Source organism: Sphingopyxis bauzanensis (assembly GCF_002205675.1).
Lineage (GTDB): Bacteria > Pseudomonadota > Alphaproteobacteria > Sphingomonadales > Sphingomonadaceae > Sphingopyxis > Sphingopyxis bauzanensis.
Map to the genome: position 1 here is coordinate 420296 of NZ_NISK01000003.1, position 18070 is coordinate 438365.

Below are 18070 nucleotides of genomic sequence, written 5' to 3' on the forward strand. Positions count from 1 at the left end.
CAGTTCTTCGTCGAAACCTGTCGCTTGCATGTTCGTTAGAGGGTCATATGGTCGGCAGATAATTTCAAACGGGGATAATGATATGGCGCGCTTCGCTCTCGCCCTTGCAGCGACTTTGGCTTGTTCGACTTCGGTTTTTGCTCAGCAGGCGGCGCCAACGCCCGCCGCCGACGCCAAGCCGGAGAAATGGGACGTCAATGCGCCCCCCGGCATGACGACGCGCAAGGTGCCGATCACGGTCGACGAAGGCAGCTGGATGAACATTGACGTTGCGCCCGACGGACGCACGATCTCCTTCGACTTGCTCGGCGACATTTACACGATGCCGATCGAAGGTGGCACGCCGACGCGCATCGCCGAGGGGCTGGCGTTCGAGCATCAGCCGCGCTTTTCGCCGGACGGCAAGCGCATCGCGTTCGTGTCCGACCGCGCCGGCGGCGACAATATCTGGCTGATGAACCGCGACGGCAGCGGCAAGGTACAGCTGAGCAAGGAGGACTTCCGCCTGCTCAACCAACCGAGCTGGAGTCCCGACGGCCAGTTCATCGTTGCCAAGAAACATTTCACCACCGGCCGGTCGCTCGGTACCGGCGAGGTGTGGATGTACCATGTGTCGGGCGGTGCAGGGGTGCCGCTTGTCAAAAAGCCGAATGAACGCCACCAGAAAGAACTGGGCGAGCCGATCTTCGCGGCCGACGGCAAGAGCGTGTTCTACACTCGCAACGTGACGGCCGGGCCGATCTTTGAATATGCACAGGACAGCAACACCGACCTGTTCCACATCGAACGCTATGATCTGCAGGGCGCCAAGGTCAGCACGGCGGCGTCGGGCGCCGGTGGCGCTGTGCGCCCCACCCCCTCACCCGACGGCAAATATCTGGCCTTCGTCCGCCGCGAGGCGGCGCAGTCGAAACTGTACGTCAAAGACCTCGCGTCGGGCACCGAGCGCAAGGTATATGACGCGCTCGACCAGGATGTGCAGGAAACCTGGGCGGTCACCGGCGTCTATCCCAACATGGCATGGACCCCCGACAGCCGCGACATTGTGTTCTGGGCGGGCGGCAAGCTCCGCCGTGTAAGCGGTCAGGGCGGCGAAGCGCGCGTCATTCCGTTCAGCATCAACGACGACCGCGTGATCATCGACGCCACCCATCCAGCGGTCGAGGTCGCCCCCGACAGCTTCACGACGCAAATGCCGCGCTGGGCCGAAGTGTCGCCCGACGGGCGCAGTGTCGTCTTCGAAACGCTCGGCAAGCTCTACATCAAGCCCGCCAGCGGCGGCACCGCGCGGCGGCTGACTGCCGCCAAGGACGACGCGATGGAGGCGTGGCCAAGCTGGTCGCGCGATGGCAAGTCGCTCGTCTTTGTGCGCTGGACCGACAGCGGCATGGGGGAGATTCACACCATCGGTGCGGGCGGCGGCGCGTCGCGCAAGGTGACGAGCGTCCCCGGCCTCTATGCCGAACCGCGCTTCTCGCCCGACGGCAAGACGATCGTGTTCGAACGGCGCCGCGGCGGCGGGCTCACCTCGACACGCTGGAGCGAAGATCCCGGCGTCTATCGCATCGCTGCGACCGGCGGCACGGCAGAGCGGGTGAACGCCGACGGCGCCAAGCCGCAATATGGCGCGACCAGCGACCGCATCTTCATGGTCACCGCAGGAGACGGCAAGAGCCAGCTCGTCAGTACCGACCTCAGCGGTCAAGATAAGCGCACCCACGCCAATGGCGAACTGGTCAGCGATTATGAAATTTCGCCCGACGGGCGCACGCTGGCCTTCCGCCAGAACTACGACGCCTATGTGACCCCGCTGATGCCCGGCGGGCAGGATATCGCGCTTGAAACCAAGAGTGGCGCGCTGCCGGTCACCCGGGTTAGCGGTAGCGGGGCGGAGTATGTCCACTGGTCCGGCGGTGGCCGCCGCCTCCACTGGAGCCGCGGCGCGACGCTGTTCAGTGCCGACCTTGCCAGCCTGTTCACCAACGCGCCCGCGGACGAGAAGGCACCGAAGTTCACGCCGCCAACGGGAGGGGTTTCGCTCGCGATGACGCAGGCGGCGTCGAAACGACGCGGCACCGTCGTCATCACCGGTGCGCGGATCGTCACGATGGCCGGGGCGGACGCCGGCATCATCGACAATGGCGCGATCGTTATCGAGGGCGACCGGATCACCGCGGTCGGGCCGCTGGCGTCGATCAGTGTTCCTGCGGGCTCGGTCACGGTCGATGCGACGGGCAAGACGATCGTCCCCGGCTTCGTCGATGCGCACGCCCATGGTGCGCACGGCGACGACGAGCTGGTGCCGCAGCAGAACTGGTCCGAAATCGTCAACCTCGCGATGGGGACGACCACCAGCCACAACCCGTCGTCGCGCGCATCCGAAATCTTCGTGTCGTCCGAAATGCAGCGTGCCGGATTGATCCTCGCGCCGCGTATCTTTTCCACCGGGGAGATCATCTATGGCGCCAAGGCGGCGGGGGTCTATGCCGAGATCAACGGCTATGACGACGCGCTCGCCCATATCCGCCGTCTGAAGGCGCAGGGCGCGCATAGCGTCAAAAACTACAACCAGCCGCGCCGCGATCAGCGCCAGATGGTCGTCAAGGCAGCGCAGGCCGAGGGAATGCTCGTCGTGCCCGAAGGCGGCTCGCTTTACACGATGGACGTGTCGCTGATCCAGGACGGCAATTCGACGGTCGAGCATAACATCCCGCTCCACACCTTCTACAAGGATCTGGTGCAGTTGTGGGGGCAGACGCAGGTCGATTACACCCCGACACTGGTCGTCACCTATGGTGGCCCCGCGGGCGATCCTTATTGGCGCGCGCACACCAATGTGTGGGAGCATCCGATCCTGACAAAACATATCCCGCCCGCGCAGCTGGCGGCGAACAACAAGCGCCGCACGATCGCGCCCGAGGGTGATTATGTCGACGATGATTCGGCGCGCGAAGCGGGCAAGATCGCGGCGGCGGGCCGAATGGTTTCGATCGGCGCGCACGGGCAGCAATCGGGGCTCGGAGCGCATTGGGAAATCTGGTCGTTCGTGCGCGGCGGGTGGAGCAATATCGACGCGTTGCGCGCCGCGACGATCATGCCTGCCACCTCGCTGGGCTATGGCAAGGATGTCGGGTCGCTCGAAGCGGGCAAACTCGCCGACCTGCTGATTCTCGACGCCGACCCGACGCAGGACATCCGCAACACCGAACGCATCCACCGCGTCATGCTCGGCGGGCGGCTTTACGATCCGCTGACGATGAACGAAGTGGCGACGGGCAACCGTAAGCGCGCCGCCTATTGGTGGGAAGCAGAAAAGCCCTAAGCCCCCCTTTGTCACCCCGGCGTAGGCCGGGGTCTCGCCGTTGCGTAATAACGCGACGTGGAGAGCCCGGCATACGCCGGGATGACGCAATTCTGAGAAGGTTTGTGACTAGAGGGTTGCAAGCGTGGCGGACCGCCGCTAGGGGCGTCACCTCTCAGCGAGGAGAGTTGGCTGAGTGGTCGAAAGCGTCGCACTCGAAATGCGAAGTGCCGGCAACGGTACCGAGGGTTCGAATCCCTCACTCTCCTCCATTTTCCCCCTGATCTGACCACCAGCGGGCAGCCGCCCCGCGCCACCGCCGGGACGGCTGACAATCCCTAGATGCTTATTCCAGGCAGCGAAGGCGCCGTCAGCGATGCGACGATCGCACCGACGATCAGGAACAGCACGATCGCGACGATGATCACGACCACCGTGTAACCCATCGCCTTGTCCTGCGGCACTTTCATCAAAATGGGCAGCCCGAGATATAGCAGATAGAGGCTGTAGAGGCCGAGCAGCCCCAGAATGGCGAGCGCCGGGATCAGACCGAATATGCCGGCGAGCCAGCCTGCCGTTGCCGAATAGGCCGCGACCTTTAGCGCCTGAACCTGATTCTTCTGCCCGCCAAAATTCGGCGCCAGCCCGTCGATCACCAGCGCAAGGGCAAAGACTGTCGCCAGCGCCAGCCCATAGGACAATATCGCCGAAACCAGGGCGGTACCGATCGGCGGGTGGAAGTTGATGCCAAATGCGCCGTAACCAAAAACCTGCCCGCCGACGAACTGGGCGATTGGCCCGATCGCGGCCAGAACCAGTACATAAGGCATGTAAATCGACTGCGTCGTCGCGGGTTCGGCATCGATAGCGACCCACGTCTCTTTGGGTTTGAGGATGATGTTCTTGGCCCGCTCGATAATGCCCGATGCGGGGCTTGGCGGGGGTGTCGGGTTGCTCGTTGGTATCTCGTTCATGCTATGCCTTTCCCTGTTGCAATCAACACGGCCCGCAATCCAGCCCGGTACAACCGGCGGCCGAGCAAGCAAGATAGCTCGGCGTGCGTCATCGTCTGTAACGCCTATCACAGCCGGGATTCGACCCACCGGCGGGCAACCGAGTGTAACAGGGTTGAAACAGCAGGGAATAGCCATAGATTAGACGCATGATTTCCGAATCCTCCTCCGAGCGTCCCGCAGCCGTCACCGCACCTTTGATCGGCGCCGCCAGCTTTGCGCCGGGCGACATCGTGCGCCACCGCATGTTCGATTTTCGCGGGGTCGTGTTCGACATCGACCCGGTATTCGCCAACAGCGACGAATGGTATGAGGCGATCCCGGAGGAAATCCGTCCGGCGAAAGAACAGCCCTATTACCACCTGCTCGCCGAAAACGGCGATTCTTCCTATATTGCATACGTCAGCCAACAGAATCTGGTCCCCGACGCCGAAGGTGGACCGATCGACCATCCGCAGATCGAGGCGATGTTCGAGGGGCTGGACGACGGCCGATACCGCGTCCGCGCCATTCATCGCCACTAAGCAAGCGGGTTCAAGCCTTCAGTTTCCAGCCCGACGCGAGCAAGCGATAGGTCAACAATCCCAGCGCGATATTGACCCCGACCAGCACCAGGATCGCGGTCAGAATCGGGTTGACGATCGTCGAATCCACCGTGCCGATGAAGCCGTAGCGAAAGCCCATGATCGCATAATAGACGGGGTTGCCGTGCGCGACGGTCTGGAACCAGGGCGCCAGCCGGTCGACCGAGTAGAAAGTCCCCGAGAGCAAAGCGAGCGGCGTCACGACAAAGTTGGTCACCGCCGCGGCATGATCGAACTTTTCCGCCCAGACCGAGGTGATTAGACCGAGGAAACCGAGCATGGAGGCGCCGAGCACGCCGAACACCACCACTGCCCACAAATGATCGGGCATGACACTGACCCCAGGCCACAGCGACATCGCGAGCCATAGCGCGAGGCCAACAAGCAGAGCGCGCGTGATTGCAGCACCAACCAGCGCGATAATCAGTTCGCCGACCGCGAGCGGCGGCATCAGATAATCGACGATCGTTCCCTGGATCTTGCCAACGAGCAGCGAAAAGCTGGCATTCGCAAAGCTGTTTTGCAGCATCGCCATCATGATGAGCCCCGGCGCGATGAAATCGGCAAAGGGAACCCCGATGACTTCGCGCCCCGCGCCGCCGAGCGCAACGGTGAAAATGACGAGGAACAGAAGCGTTGTGATCGCGGGTGCCCAGATTGTTTGCAGCTGCACCTTGAAAAACCGCCGCACCTCCTTGACATATAGCGCCTGCATGCCGGGCACGTTGAGCGTCCGGATGTGCGGCACTCCCGGTTCGGCAAAGGGCGGGGTTGCCGCGAATTTGCTCGAGTCGGGTCGCGAAATTTGGGGCTGGTCGTTCATGGCGTTCTCGCCTATCGCCTCCCCGATCTTACCGCAAGCTGGGCAGTGGCGCCGGTCCGCAAGGATCGCATCGATAACCGCGACATAGCCCGCGGCGTGGAATGATAAGGAATAGAATATGTCTTGGACCGATGAGCGCATCGAAAGCCTGCGCACCATGTGGGAAAAAGGGCTGACCGCCAGCCAGATCGCCGACGAACTTGGCGGCGTCAGCCGGAATGCGGTGATCGGCAAGGCGCATCGCCTCGGCCTGAAATCGCGCCCGTCGCCGGTGAAAGCGACCGATAAGGTCAAGCCTGCCAAGGCGGCGGCTCCTGCTGCACCGAAGGCAGTTGCCCCCGCCGCGGCCCCGCGCGCCGCAGCGCCTATCGCGCCGCGCCCTGTCGCCCCTACCCCGCCAAGGTCTGAAGCGCGCCCGACGGTCGACACGCCGACCGCCGACGGTTCGGTCGGTGAGCAGATTCCCAAGGCTGATCAGCCGCGTATCGTCTCGATCGGCCCCGGCGGCTTCATCCGTCAGGGACCGGGCGACCAGCAGGCGCCGATCCCGCCCGCGCCGCCGCGCCGCCTAGTTCCCGCCAAACCGAGCCCGGAGATCGCCGACAAGACGACCTTGCTCGATCTCAACGATCGCATCTGCCGCTGGCCGATGGGGCATCCGGGCGAGCCCGACTTCCATTTTTGCGGTCAGGCCGTGAATCCCGGCTTCCCCTATTGCGTCGAGCATTGCGGGCGTGCCTATCAGGCGCAGCTGCCGCGCGGCACGCGCCGTCCGCCGCCGCCACCGCCGTTCGGAGGCCCCCGAGTTCGCTAAGGCGCGTTCGGTGAGGCCGTTCGCGCAGGAGTTTGAATTCGCACGCGCGCTCGGCCTGCAAATGGTCGAGCGCGGCGACGGGCGCTGCACCATGGCGATCGACGTCAATCCGCAGCAGCATTTCAGCCCGCAAGGCGCTGCGCATGGCGGCGTCGCCTACTCGCTCGCCGACACCGCGATGGGTGGGGCGCTGACCAGCCTGCTCGACGCCGATCAATGGTGCGCAACGCTGGAAATCAAGTTCAACTACCACGTTCGCGTCGGCGAAGGACGTCTGACCTGCGAGGCGGCGGTGCTGCATCGCGGAAAGCGCGTCGCCAATATCGACGCCAAGCTCTATCAGGACGGTCGCCTGGTCAGCAGCGCCAACGGGAACTTCGCGATCTTCGCCGCGCCATCCACCAAATAGCCGAAAGGCGCCGGATCCTGCGATCCGACGCCTTCCAATTGCTGCTTCTGCAAGTGTTTAGAAGCGGAAGCTGAGGGTCCCGCGCACGCTGTGGGTGCGGAAATTATCGCTGCTGCGCTTCATATCGGTGCCGCCTCCATTGAGCAGGAATGGATTGGTCGGCGGCGCGGTGCCGGCGCCGACGTTGACGACAAAATCATCGTCCTTGATGTCGGTGTAGAGATATTCCAGGCCGACAGCGATGTTGTTGGTTACCATCACCTCGGCGCCGCCGCCTGCGGTATAGCCCCAGCCGTGCGTCTTGCCATTATCGGCAAAGCTGTTGGCGCCGTTGCTCGTCGAGAAGCGGTTGTCGAGGCGCGCATAGGCACCGCCACCCGTCACATAGAACAGGGCGCCGCCACCGGGCGTGTAACCGGCGCGCAGGCGGGCGTTGGCCTGGTAGTCGGCTTCACGGCTGAAGGTGTAACTCGCCGGCGTGGTCGAGAAAGCCGTGACGCTGTCGCGGGCGACGCTACGGCCGCCCTCGATCACTGCGCCGAGGACGAAGTTGCCCATGCGCTTATCGAAACCCAGACGACCGAAATATTCCGGCCCATCCTTGTCGTTGCGGCAGTTCAAGTTGGCACTGCTGGTGGCCGCGCCGTTACAGAAACCGGTCGAGAAAGCGTTGGCGCCGCCAACGGTGGTGACCTGGTCACCATAGGTGCCATCACGATTGGTATCGAACACTACGGTTTCGCCGCGGTCGCTGCCTTGTAGCGTACCGCCGCCACCGATGCTGATGTAAGGACCGTCAAAATCCTGCGACGGGTCGCGGTCTTGTGCGAAAGCCGGGACGGCAACAGTGCTGGCCGCCAATACGGCGAGGAGAGAGAGAGTTTTCATTTTTTACTCCGCTTTTTGAATGACTTTTTAGTCACCGGCCAAACCCGGTCTCCTCCGCTAAAGTTCCACCCGTGCATGAAAATAGGATGAGCCGAGCGGCGATTGCGACGGCCGCAGCCGCGAAAAACCGCGCTTGCCAGCGGGCTTTCCCGCCCCCTATAGCCACAGCATGAGTCACGATTTGTTCGACGCCGCGACCCCGGCCACCGAGAGCTATAACGCTTCGCAGATCGAGGTGCTGGAGGGTCTGGAGCCCGTCCGGCGACGCCCCGGCATGTATATCGGCGGCACCGACGAACGCGCCCTGCACCACCTCGCCGCCGAAGTGATCGACAACAGCATGGACGAAGCGGTGGCGGGGCACGCGAACCGTATCGAAGTCACGCTTGATGTCGGCAACCGGCTGACCGTCACCGACAACGGCCGCGGCATCCCGGTCGACCCGCACCCGAAATTCCCCGGTAAATCGGCGCTCGAGGTCATCATGACCACGCTGCATTCGGGCGGCAAGTTCGAGGGCAAGGCCTATGCGACGTCGGGCGGCCTGCATGGCGTCGGGATCAGCGTCGTCAATGCCTTGTCGATCGACACCGAAATCGAGGTGGCGCGCAGCAAATTGCTCTATCGTCAGCGCTTCGCCCGCGGCGCCCCGGTCGGCGGGCTCGAAGAACTTGGCCCCACGCCTAACCGCCGCGGTACCAGCGTGTCCTTCGTTCCCGACCCTGAAATTTTTGGCGATCATCAGCGTTTCAAGCCGCAGCGCCTCTACCGGATGGCGCGGTCAAAGGCCTATTTGTTCGCGGGGGTCGAAATCCGCTGGAAATGCGCGCCCGAGCTGATCGGTGACGACACGCCTGCCGAGGCGACGTTCCAATTCCCAGGCGGGCTCGCCGACCATCTGAAGGAACAGATCGGCACCCGCGAATGCGCGACCGCTGAACCGTTCATCGGCCGCCAGGATTTTCCCGGCGACCAAGGCCGCGCCGAATGGGCGATCGCATGGCCTTTGTGGTCCGACGGATCGTACAGCTGGTATTGTAACACCATCCCGACCCCCGCCGGCGGGTCGCACGAAGCGGGGCTGCGCTCGGCGCTGACCAAAGGGTTGCGCGGCTTTGGTGAACTGATCGGGCAGAAGAAGGCGGCGCAGATCACTGCTGAGGATGTGTTCAATGGTGGCGAGATGATGCTGTCGGTGTTCATCCGCGACCCGCAGTTCCAAAGTCAGACCAAGGATCGCCTGTCGAGCCCCGAAGCCACCCGCTTCGTGGAAAACGCGGTGCGCGACCATTTCGACCATTTCCTGTCGGACAATATGGACCGTGGCCGCGCCCTGCTTGGGCTGATCCTCGATCGCATGGACGAGCGGCTGAAACGCAAGGCCGAGCGCGAGGTCAAGCGCAAGACCGCGACCAGCGGTCGTAAACTGCGTCTTCCTGGCAAGCTCACAGACTGTGCCAATGACGGCCCCGAAGGCACGGAATTATTTATAGTCGAAGGCGACAGCGCCGGAGGCAGCGCCAAACAGGCGCGCAACCGCAAAACGCAGGCGATCCTGCCGATCCGCGGCAAGATTCTGAATGTCGCGAGCGCCAGCAACGACAAGATCCGCGCCAATCAGGAAATCGCCGATCTGGCGCTCGCGCTCGGCTGCGGGATGCGAAAGGATTGCGACGCCGATCGGCTGCGTTACGAAAAAATCGTGATTATGACCGATGCCGACGTCGATGGCGCGCATATTGCGACCTTGCTGATGACCTTTTTCTTTCAGGAAATGCCCGACATCGTCCGAAAGGGGCATGTCTATCTAGCGCAACCGCCGCTCTATCGCATCACGTCGGGCAACACCTCGGTCTATGCCCGCGACGATGCGCATCGCGCCGAGATCGAAGCCAAGCAATTCAAGGGCAAGAAGGTCGATGTCGGACGCTTCAAGGGGTTGGGAGAAATGAATCCTAACCAATTGAAGGAAACGACGATGGACCCAGCAACGCGCTCGATGCTCCGCGTCACGCTGCCGCAGGAATATGAGGAGCGCCACCTCGTCAAGGATCTGGTCGACCGGCTAATGGGCAAGCATCCTGAGCACCGCTTCCAGTTCATCCAGGCGAACGCGGCGACACTCGACGAAGCGGCGATCGACGCTTAATATCGGGCGAGTTCATCGATCGAGGGGGGTATTCATGATCCGCAAACCCGTTCTCGCCGTGCTCCTGCTGGCGCTGTCGCTTTCTGGCGCGCCGGTCGCGGCGCAGTCCCCCGAAATGCAGGCCGCGACCACAACGGGCTTCGATCGCCGCGCGGCGCAGCTTGTCGATTTGCTCAACGGTGAAATCGCCTATGCCGACTATTTCGACCCAACCTTTCAAGCCGCGCTTCCCGAGGCGCAGTTCAAAGCGATGACCGCCAGCCTGATCGCGCAATATGGCAAGCCGTTGGCGGTCGAGAAGCCGGTATCGACCGACGGCCGTTCCGGTTCGCTGTCGCTGCGGTTCGAAAAGGGCATTGCGGCGGTGCTGCTCGACGTTAGTGCGGCTGCCGATGGCCGGGTGATCGGCCTGCGGCTCACCGGCTTCGAGGCAGCGGACGATAGTTTCGCCAAGGTAGCCACGGAAATCGCCGCTTTGCCCGGCGCGACCGGATTTCTGGTCGCGGAGCTCGACGACGCTACAATCCGCCCGCTTGCCGCGGCCAATACAGACCGGCAATTCGCAGTCGGTTCGACTTTCAAGCTCTACATCCTCGACGAACTGGCGGCGCAGGTAGCGGCGAAGAAGCGCCGCTGGTCCGACGTTGTGCCATTGTCACACCTCAGTTTTTCGTCGACGGGTACCGCAAACTGGGCGAAGGACACCCCGGTAACGCTGCAAAGCCTCGCTAACTGGATGATTTCGGTCAGCGATAATAGCGCCACCGATACGCTGATCCATGTGCTCGGGCGCGAGTCGATCGAAGCGCGGATGCGCGCCGCGGGGCATAGCGTGCCGTCGCGCAATATCCCGTTCCTGACGACGGTCGAAGCCTTTGCGCTCAAGGGGAATAATTTCGAAAGCGAGCGCACCGCCTTTATCGCGGGCGACGACGCGGCGCAGCGCAAGCTGATCGACGCCAATAAGAGCCGCCTGACTCTCGCCAATGTTGACGGCGTGAGCTTTGCGGGCGGTCCGCGCTTTATCGACACTCTCGAATGGTTCGCCAGCCCCAACGACGTCGCACGGTTGATGATCGACCTGCGCAACCGCAATTCACCCACAGCCATGTCTGCGATGGCGATCAATCCGGGTGTAAACCCCGGCGCGACCAGGGATTGGACGTGGCTCGGCTACAAGGGCGGGTCCGAACTCGGAGTGATTTCGATGAGCCTGCTCGGCCAGCGCAAGTCCGACAGCAAATGGTTTGTCGTCACCGCGAGCTGGAACAACCCGGCGGCACCAGTGGCCACCGACACGCTCGTCGGATTGGTCACACGATTGCTGGCGCTGGCGGCGAAATAGCCGCTTGCAGTGCAATGTTTACGCCGTCAACGCGGCAACCAGCGCCTTGACCTTGGCCTGCCGCCATTGCGGCGTCGGCGCGACCAGCCAATAGCCGCGCTTCACCGCCATCGCATCGCCAATCTGCCGCACGCGCCCCGACGCAATGTCCGCCTCGGCCAGCATCGCCGGGACATTGGCTTGGCCCAGCCCGTTGGCCGCCGCGTCGATCGCGAGGCCCGCATCGCCCAGCCGCAGCGCGGGCTCACCGTCGGCGACGGGGCAACCCGGCCAGGCGATGCGCGTGTCGCTGGCACTGCCCGGCCCAGCAACGGTCACCATCAGCGGCTCGGATAGCGCCACGCCTTCATGGTCACCGACACCGTCGGACCAGAAGATCGCGAGATCCAGATTGGCCTCGGTAAAATCGATGCCGCCGTCGGCCGACACCAAAGTAAAGCGCACATCGGGCGCCTGCTGGCTGTAGCGCGCCAACCGCGGCGCCAGCCATTTGGCGGTGAGGTCTCGCGGCGCGGCGATGGTCAGCGACTGCGACGATTGCCCCGCCTGCATCGCGCGCACCGATTCTTCGAATTGCAGGAACCCCTGCCGCAGCGCATCAAGCCCCGCGTCGGCCTCACCCGTCAGTTCCAGTCCCTTGGGCGTCCGGCGGAACAGGACGACGCCCAGCATATCCTCGAGCGCGCGAATCTGCTGTCCGACCGCGGCAGGCGTGACCGCCAGCTCGTCGGCGGCACGCGTGAAGCTGAGGTGCCGAGCTGCAGCGTCGAACACGCGCAAGGCGTTCAGTGGCAGGTGGGTGCGCTTCATGCCGCGGTCGCAGGCGCCACGAGTGGGAAATGCGGGATAGCGATCAGCATCTCCGACCCGTCGCCAAGCTCCATCGTGTAGCTACCCACCATCGACCCTTCCGGGGTCGGGAGCGGGCAGCCCGAGACATAATCATAGGCGCCGCCGGGCGCGATCAGCGGTTGCTCGCCGACAACGCCTTCGCCCTCGACTTCGCTGATCTGGCCGCGGCCATCGCTGATCCGCCAGTGGCGGCTGATCAGCTGCACCGCGACATCGCCATGATTTTCGATCCGGACATGATAGGCCCAGAACCAGCGACCCAGCGCCGGATGCGACTGTTCGGGCAGATAGCTGACCGACACGCGCACGGTGACGGGGCCGGTGCTCTCGGCAAAGGGAAAGAAGGAGTCGATCATCACGCGGCCAAGGTCGCTCAAAGCCCGACCCTGGTCAATGCCTGGTCCAGATCGGCGATCAGATCGCGCGGATCCTCCAGCCCGATGTTGATCCGCAGCATCCCCTCGACCACCCCCATATCGGCGCGCGCTTCGGCGCTGACGCTATAGTGGGTGGTCGATGCGGGGTGGCAGCACAGGCTGCGCGAATCGCCGATATTGTTCGAAATATCGACCAGCTCGAGCGCATTGAGCAGCGCCATCGCCTGCTTGCGGTCCTCGAGAATGAACGAGAAGATCGGTCCGCACGCCTCCATCTGGCTCATCGCCAGATTATGTTGCGGATGGCTGGCGAGGCCGGGATGCAGGATGCGCGGCACGCGCTTTTCGACAAACTTGCCGACCGCGAGCGCATTTTCCGACTGTCGCCGCGCCCGCAGGTCGAGCGTTTCAAGGCCTTTGAGAACCACCCACGCGTTGAACGGCGACAGGTTTGGCCCGGTGTTGCGCTGGAATGGCAGCAGCACGTCGTTGATGAATTTCTCGGTACCGCACACCGCGCCGGCGAGCACGCGCCCCTGCCCTTCCATCAGCTTGGTCGCCGAATAGGCGACGACGTCGGCGCCATAACCCATCGGCCGCTGGAGCACCGCGGTCGCGAACGCATTGTCGACGACCGATGTGATGCCGTGCGCCCGAGCGACACCGCAGACATGCTTCATGTCGACGATGTCCATCGTCGGATTGGCCGGGGTTTCAAAGAAGAACACCTTGGTGTTTGGCTGGATCGCGCGTTCCCACGCATCATTGTCGCGCCCGTCGATCACGGTCGTTTCGATGCCAAAGCGCGGGCACAGCTGGTCGACCAGCCAGCGGCACGAGCCAAACGCTGCCTTGGCCGCTACGATATGATCGCCAGCCGACAGCTGGCACAGCAACGCGGTGGTCATCGCCGCCATGCCCGTCGCCTGCGTCCGGCACGCTTCGGCGCCCTCCATCAGTGCGATGCGTTCCTCGAGCATCGCGACGGTCGGGTTCTGGAGCCGCGAATAGGTCATGCCCTGCGCTTCACCGGCAAAACGCGCCGCGACCGTCTCGGCGTCGTCATAAGTATAGCCCGAGGTGAGGAACAGCGCCTCCGACGTCTCGCCATGTTCGCTGCGCCAGGTGCCGCCGCGCACCGCCTGCGTCGCAGGGTGCCAGTGGCGCGTGGTGTTGCGATCGAAACCCGTGGTCTTTTTCATCTCGTCTATCCGTTCAAAGCCGCAACAACCGCGTCACCCAGCGCCGCCGTTCCCATATGTCCGCCCAGATCGGCACCACGGCAGCCATCAGCGAGCACCTGCGCGACTGCCGCCTCGATCCGCACCGCGCTCGCCTCGTCGCCGCCCGAATGGCGCAGCAGCATCGCGAGCGACAGGATCATCGCCAGCGGATTAGCAACACCCTGCCCCGCAATGTCGGGCGCGCTGCCGTGGATCGGCTCATACAGCCCTTGCGTGCTTTCGCTGAGCGATGCCGACGCGAGCAGGCCGATCGACCCGACGCACATCGACGCCTGATCGGACAATATGTCGCCGAACAGATTGCCGGTGACGACGACGTCGAACTGGCCGGGGTTGCGAACCAGCTGCATCGCGGCATTGTCGACATACATATGGCTGAGCGTGACGTCGGGATAGTCGGCCGCAACCTCGATCACTACGTCGCGCCACAGCTGCGACGTTTCCAGTACATTTGCCTTGTCGACCGAACACAGCCGCCCGCGCCGCCCCTGCGCCGCACGGAACGCGACATGCGCGATCCGGCGCACTTCGTTCTCGCTATACGCCATGATGTCATAGCCTTCGCGCTGCCCATCGGCGGTCGTGCGCGTCCCCTTTTCGCCGAAATAGACGTCGCCGTTGAGTTCGCGCACGATCAGCAGGTCGATTGCCGACGCGACTTCAGGACGCAGCGCCGAGCTGTCTTCCAGCCCGGCGAACATTTTGGCGGGGCGGAGATTGGCAAACAGGCCAAGTTCGGCGCGGAGGCCCAGGATCGCCTGCTCAGGACGCAAATGGCGCTCGACATTGTCGAAGCGCGGATCGCCGACGGCGCCGAACAGGATCGCGTCGGCCGCTTTCGCCTTCGCCAGTGTCTCGGGCGGCAGCGGATGGCCGGCCGCGGCATACGCCGCCCCGCCGACCAGCGCGCGATCGAGCGTCACCGGCAGCGCGAGCGCCGTCAGCACCTTCTCGGCCTCAACCATGATCTCTGGACCGATACCGTCGCCAGCCAGCAGCAGGATTTTCAACTTGTCGCCCTTTCGTGTCTCGCCCGCCGCTTAGACAGCAGCGGCGCGTCACGCAACCGCCCTGCCCAGCCGATCGATCAATCGCGCGCGCACCGCCAGCAAATCGCGCGCGCGGCCGTCGAGCAGGTCGCGGTCGATGAAATGCCCGGTAATTGCCAGTCCGTCGATGACATCGCCCAGCGACGTGCTGGCATCGGCGCCGCGCAGGAATGGCGGCAGGCGCAGCAATCGCTCCTCATAGCCCGCCGCAGCGGCCAAGCTCACCGCGCCGCCCGATTTGGGACTGACGAACGCCAAATCGCTCGCCGCTCCCGTCACCACACATTCGTCGAGATCAAGCCCGAACCCCAGTTCGGCGAGCAACAGCAATTCATAGCGCGCCAGCGCCGCCGCCCATTGCCGCGCCGACGATGCAACGCCGATCGCGTCGAGCAACCCGGACAGCGCCGAATAGAGCGCCGGATAGGGCTGATTTTCGGGCAGGATCGTCGCGGTGACGCTGGTTACCCAGTCGATCGCCGCCGCCGCCAGCGGTTCGGCAAGCAGCGGCGCGCGGCTCGCGAGCAGTTCGGCGGTGGCACTCGCCAATTGCTCGTCGGTGCGTGCGCGCAGTTCGAGCGCGATCAGATTTCCAGCCATCAAGATCGGGCGCAACCGCGTCGACCGCCCGCCGCGTACATAGCCCGCGACCAGCCCCGCCTCCTCGGTCAGCGCGCGCAATATCGACCCATGCTCGCCATGCGCGCGGACCGCGCAGACGATGGCGGGGGCGGTCAGGCTGGCCACAGCACCAGCTGCGTCTGCGTCACGAGCGCGACATCGGCGCCATCCTCGGTGGCGATGCGCGTCTGCCACACCGACACGCGCTTGCCGATCTTCACTGGCGTCGCTTCGGCGACCAACACCGATCCGACCGGCCCGGCGCCGAGGAAATTGGTCTTGCTCTCGATCGTCGTCGTCCCGCTCGCCCCCTCGGGCAGCGTCAGAAACGCCCCGACCGCGCCCAGGCAATCGGCAAACGCCATGATGGCGCCGCCATGGACGATCCCACCCGCGGTGCAGATGTCGGGGCGCACGGCAAGCTTGCCGGCGACGCGGTCTTTGCTGCCTTCATGGATGGTCACGCCGAGCGTGGCGGCCAAGGGCATCATCGCGGCGAAATCCATATATGCTCTCCTCACCCTATGAGCCCTCCCCTTCAGAAGAGGGCAGCGAGACTTACCAGCTTGCTGGCTAGTCGCAGCGGGTGGGGTCCATCGACCTTGCGCAAGGTCGATAGACCCCACCCCAACCCATCCCCTGAAGGGGAGGGGCTAAATATTCTCACCGCCCCGCATGATAGAAATCATGCACCGCCTGCGCCACCGCCGCGCTCACGCCCGGCGCCTTCTGCAAATCCTCCAAACTCGCCCCGCGCACCGCGCGCGCCGTGCCGAAGTGCATCAGCAGTGCCTTTTTCCGCGACGGACCGATGCCCGGCACCTCGTCGAGTGGCGACGATCCCAGCGCCTTCGATCGCTTCGCCCGGTGCGCGCCGATCGCAAAGCGGTGCGCCTCGTCGCGCAGTCGCTGGATATAGAAAAGCGCCGCATTGTTCGGTGGCAGCGTGAACTCGCGCCCGTCGGGCCAGTGAAATGTCTCGCGCCCGGCGTTGCGATCCGGTCCTTTGGCGACCCCGACGAAAGGCAGATCGTCGATCCCCAGCTCGGCGAACACCCCCGCAACCGCCGACACCTGTCCCTTGCCGCCATCGATCAGCACCAGGTCGGGCCATTCGCCCTTCGTGCGCTCAGGGTCTTCTTCGAGCGCGCGCGCAAAGCGGCGCTGGAACACTTCGCGCATCATCGCGAAATCGTCGCCCGGCATCGTCTCGGCGCGCTTGATATTGAACTTGCGGTATGCGCCCTTGATCCAGCCCTCCGGCCCCGCGACCACCATTGCGCCGAGCGCATTGGTGCCCTGGATATGGCTGTTGTCGTAAATCTCGATCCGCTGCGGCGGGTTCTCCAGATCGAACAGCTCAGCGAGCTCGCGGCCCAGCTTGGCCTGCGAGCTGCTCTCCGCAAGCCGCCGGTCGAGCTCTTCGCCTGCGTTGCGGACCGCCTGTTCGAGCAGGCGGCGGCGGTTGCCGCGCTGTGGCACGCTGATCTCGACCTTGCGTTCGGCGACTTCGCCCAGCGCTTCCGCCAGCAATTCTATTTCGGCAGGTTCGCGGTCGACGAGGATCGTCTTCGGCGGCGGCACGCCTTCGTAAAACTGCATCAGGAAGCTCGCCATCACTTCCTCTTCGGGGACGCCCGAGACATGCGCCGGAAAAAAGCTGCGATGCCCCCAATTCTGTCCGCCGCGGATGAAGAAGCCCGCGACACACAACTGCCCGCCCTTCGCCGCCAGCGCAAAAACATCGGCATCGCCCAGCCCGTCGGCATGCACCGATTGGCTACCCTGAATGAACGTCAGCGATTTGAGCCGGTCGCGTAGCACCGCCGCCTGCTCGAAATCCATCGCTTCGGCCGATTTGGTCATCGCATCGCCGAGGCGCTTCTGGACCGCGGTCGAGCGGCCCTCCAGAAAGTCCTGCGCGTCGCTGACCAGCCCGGCATATTCCTCGGTGTCGATCCGCCCAACGCACGGCGCGCTGCACCGCTTGATCTGGTACAGCAGGCACGGCCGCGAACGGTTGGCAAAAAAGCTGTCGGTGCAGCTGCGCAGCAAAAAGGTCTTTTGCAGCGCGTTGAGCGTTTTCGTCACCGACCCCGCGCTCGCGAACGGCCCATAATAGCGCCCCTTGGCCCGCCGCGCGCCGCGGTGCTTCTGCACCCGCGGAAAATCATGATCCATCCGCAGCAGGATGTAGGGGAAGCTTTTGTCGTCGCGCAGCAGGACGTTATACGGTGGGCGGTACCGTTTGATCAGCTGCGCTTCCAGCAACAGCGCCTCGGCCTCGCTCGTCGTCGTGACGATCTCCATCGCGCGCGTTTGCGACACCATCCGCTGCAACCGCTGCGGCAACCGCGCGACCTGGGTGTAATTGGTCACCCGGTTTTTCAGCGCCCGCGCCTTGCCGACATACAGCACGTCGCCGCGCGCATCGAGCATGCGATAGACGCCGGGGCGGGTCGGCAATTTGCGCACAACGCTGCGGATCGCCTCGGCGCCGCGCTCCAGGTCCGGCTTGTCATCAGCCGCGCCGCTGCCGCGGATAACGTACGTCGCCTTCTCTTCGTTGAATCGGTCGGGAGCGTTCGGGCGAGCCATGAT

16 protein-coding genes and 1 tRNA gene are annotated in these 18070 nt (G+C 64.1%); 7 read left to right on the top strand and 10 right to left on the bottom strand.

The features are described 5' to 3' along the window. Positions 1–82 precede the first annotated feature (82 nt). Entirely contained in the window at positions 83–3322 is a 3240-nt protein-coding gene (locus tag CDQ92_RS13480; protein WP_088441886.1) for an amidohydrolase family protein, read from the top strand. A 161-nt stretch (positions 3323–3483) separates the two neighbouring features. Continuing rightward, positions 3484–3573, top strand: a tRNA-Ser gene (locus CDQ92_RS13485). Between the two features lie 66 nt (positions 3574–3639). Here the strand turns inward: CDQ92_RS13485 and CDQ92_RS13490 are convergent. Further along, positions 3640–4275, bottom strand: a complete 636-nt coding sequence (locus tag CDQ92_RS13490; protein ID WP_088441887.1) for a Yip1 family protein — start codon at positions 4273–4275, stop codon at positions 3640–3642. 188 nt (positions 4276–4463) lie between these two features. On the opposite strand from CDQ92_RS13490, the gene hspQ reads away from it, so the two are divergent. Then, positions 4464–4838, top strand: coding sequence for a heat shock protein HspQ (hspQ, locus tag CDQ92_RS13495; RefSeq protein ID WP_088441888.1), 375 nt, complete (start codon positions 4464–4466; stop codon positions 4836–4838). 10 nt (positions 4839–4848) lie between these two features. Here hspQ and CDQ92_RS13500 read toward each other — a convergent pair whose 3' ends face one another. After that, positions 4849–5721, bottom strand: coding sequence for an ABC transporter permease (locus CDQ92_RS13500; protein WP_088442249.1), 873 nt, complete (start codon positions 5719–5721; stop codon positions 4849–4851). Positions 5722–5839: 118 nt separating this feature from the next. On the opposite strand from CDQ92_RS13500, the gene CDQ92_RS13505 reads away from it, so the two are divergent. Both CDQ92_RS13505 and CDQ92_RS13510 read left to right on the top strand, forming a co-directional pair. Beyond that, positions 5840–6535 carry a GcrA family cell cycle regulator gene (locus CDQ92_RS13505; RefSeq protein ID WP_088441889.1) on the top strand — a complete coding sequence of 232 codons (696 nt, stop codon included), beginning with the start codon at positions 5840–5842 and terminating at the stop codon, positions 6533–6535. 10 nt (positions 6536–6545) lie between these two features. Next, positions 6546–6944 (top strand): PaaI family thioesterase, encoded by a 399-nt coding sequence (locus CDQ92_RS13510; protein WP_088441890.1) that lies wholly within the window; start codon positions 6546–6548, stop codon positions 6942–6944. Positions 6945–7001: 57 nt separating this feature from the next. Here CDQ92_RS13510 and CDQ92_RS13515 read toward each other — a convergent pair whose 3' ends face one another. Then, positions 7002–7832, bottom strand: coding sequence for an outer membrane protein (locus tag CDQ92_RS13515; protein WP_088441891.1), 831 nt, complete (start codon positions 7830–7832; stop codon positions 7002–7004). A gap of 169 nt (positions 7833–8001) precedes the next feature. On the opposite strand from CDQ92_RS13515, the gene parE reads away from it, so the two are divergent. Both parE and CDQ92_RS13525 read left to right on the top strand, forming a co-directional pair. Then, positions 8002–9981 carry a DNA topoisomerase IV subunit B gene (gene parE / locus CDQ92_RS13520; protein WP_088441892.1) on the top strand — a complete coding sequence of 660 codons (1980 nt, stop codon included), beginning with the start codon at positions 8002–8004 and terminating at the stop codon, positions 9979–9981. A 34-nt stretch (positions 9982–10015) separates the two neighbouring features. Further along, positions 10016–11326: a serine hydrolase gene (locus tag CDQ92_RS13525; RefSeq protein ID WP_088441893.1), complete on the top strand. Its 1311-nt coding sequence runs from the start codon at positions 10016–10018 to the stop codon at positions 11324–11326. Between the two features lie 18 nt (positions 11327–11344). Here the strand turns inward: CDQ92_RS13525 and CDQ92_RS13530 are convergent, their stop codons facing one another. The 7 genes from CDQ92_RS13530 to uvrC all read right to left on the bottom strand — a co-directional run bounded on the left by CDQ92_RS13530 (position 11345) and on the right by uvrC (position 18067). Continuing rightward, positions 11345–12136 carry a LysR family transcriptional regulator gene (locus CDQ92_RS13530; protein WP_088441894.1) on the bottom strand — a complete coding sequence of 264 codons (792 nt, stop codon included), beginning with the start codon at positions 12134–12136 and terminating at the stop codon, positions 11345–11347. Then, complete coding sequence (apaG, locus tag CDQ92_RS13535; protein ID WP_088442250.1) at positions 12133–12534, bottom strand: Co2+/Mg2+ efflux protein ApaG; 402 nt, start codon at positions 12532–12534, stop codon at positions 12133–12135. The genes CDQ92_RS13530 and apaG overlap by 4 nt, the downstream gene beginning before the upstream one ends. A 17-nt stretch (positions 12535–12551) precedes the next feature. Then, the gene (locus tag CDQ92_RS13540) at positions 12552–13757 is read right to left on the bottom strand and encodes a trans-sulfuration enzyme family protein (RefSeq protein WP_088441895.1); all 1206 of its coding nucleotides are present in this window, start codon (positions 13755–13757) and stop codon (positions 12552–12554) included. A gap of 5 nt (positions 13758–13762) precedes the next feature. Then, complete coding sequence (leuB, locus tag CDQ92_RS13545) at positions 13763–14809, bottom strand: 3-isopropylmalate dehydrogenase (protein WP_088441896.1); 1047 nt, start codon at positions 14807–14809, stop codon at positions 13763–13765. A gap of 48 nt (positions 14810–14857) precedes the next feature. Further along, positions 14858–15595 carry a DNA repair protein RecO gene (recO, locus tag CDQ92_RS13550; RefSeq protein ID WP_088441897.1) on the bottom strand — a complete coding sequence of 246 codons (738 nt, stop codon included), beginning with the start codon at positions 15593–15595 and terminating at the stop codon, positions 14858–14860. Then, positions 15583–15975: a PaaI family thioesterase gene (locus CDQ92_RS13555; RefSeq protein WP_088441898.1), complete on the bottom strand. Its 393-nt coding sequence runs from the start codon at positions 15973–15975 to the stop codon at positions 15583–15585. The genes recO and CDQ92_RS13555 overlap by 13 nt, the downstream gene beginning before the upstream one ends. A gap of 157 nt (positions 15976–16132) precedes the next feature. After that, complete coding sequence (uvrC, locus tag CDQ92_RS13560) at positions 16133–18067, bottom strand: excinuclease ABC subunit UvrC (RefSeq protein WP_088441899.1); 1935 nt, start codon at positions 18065–18067, stop codon at positions 16133–16135. Between the last annotated feature and the right edge of the window lie 3 nt (positions 18068–18070).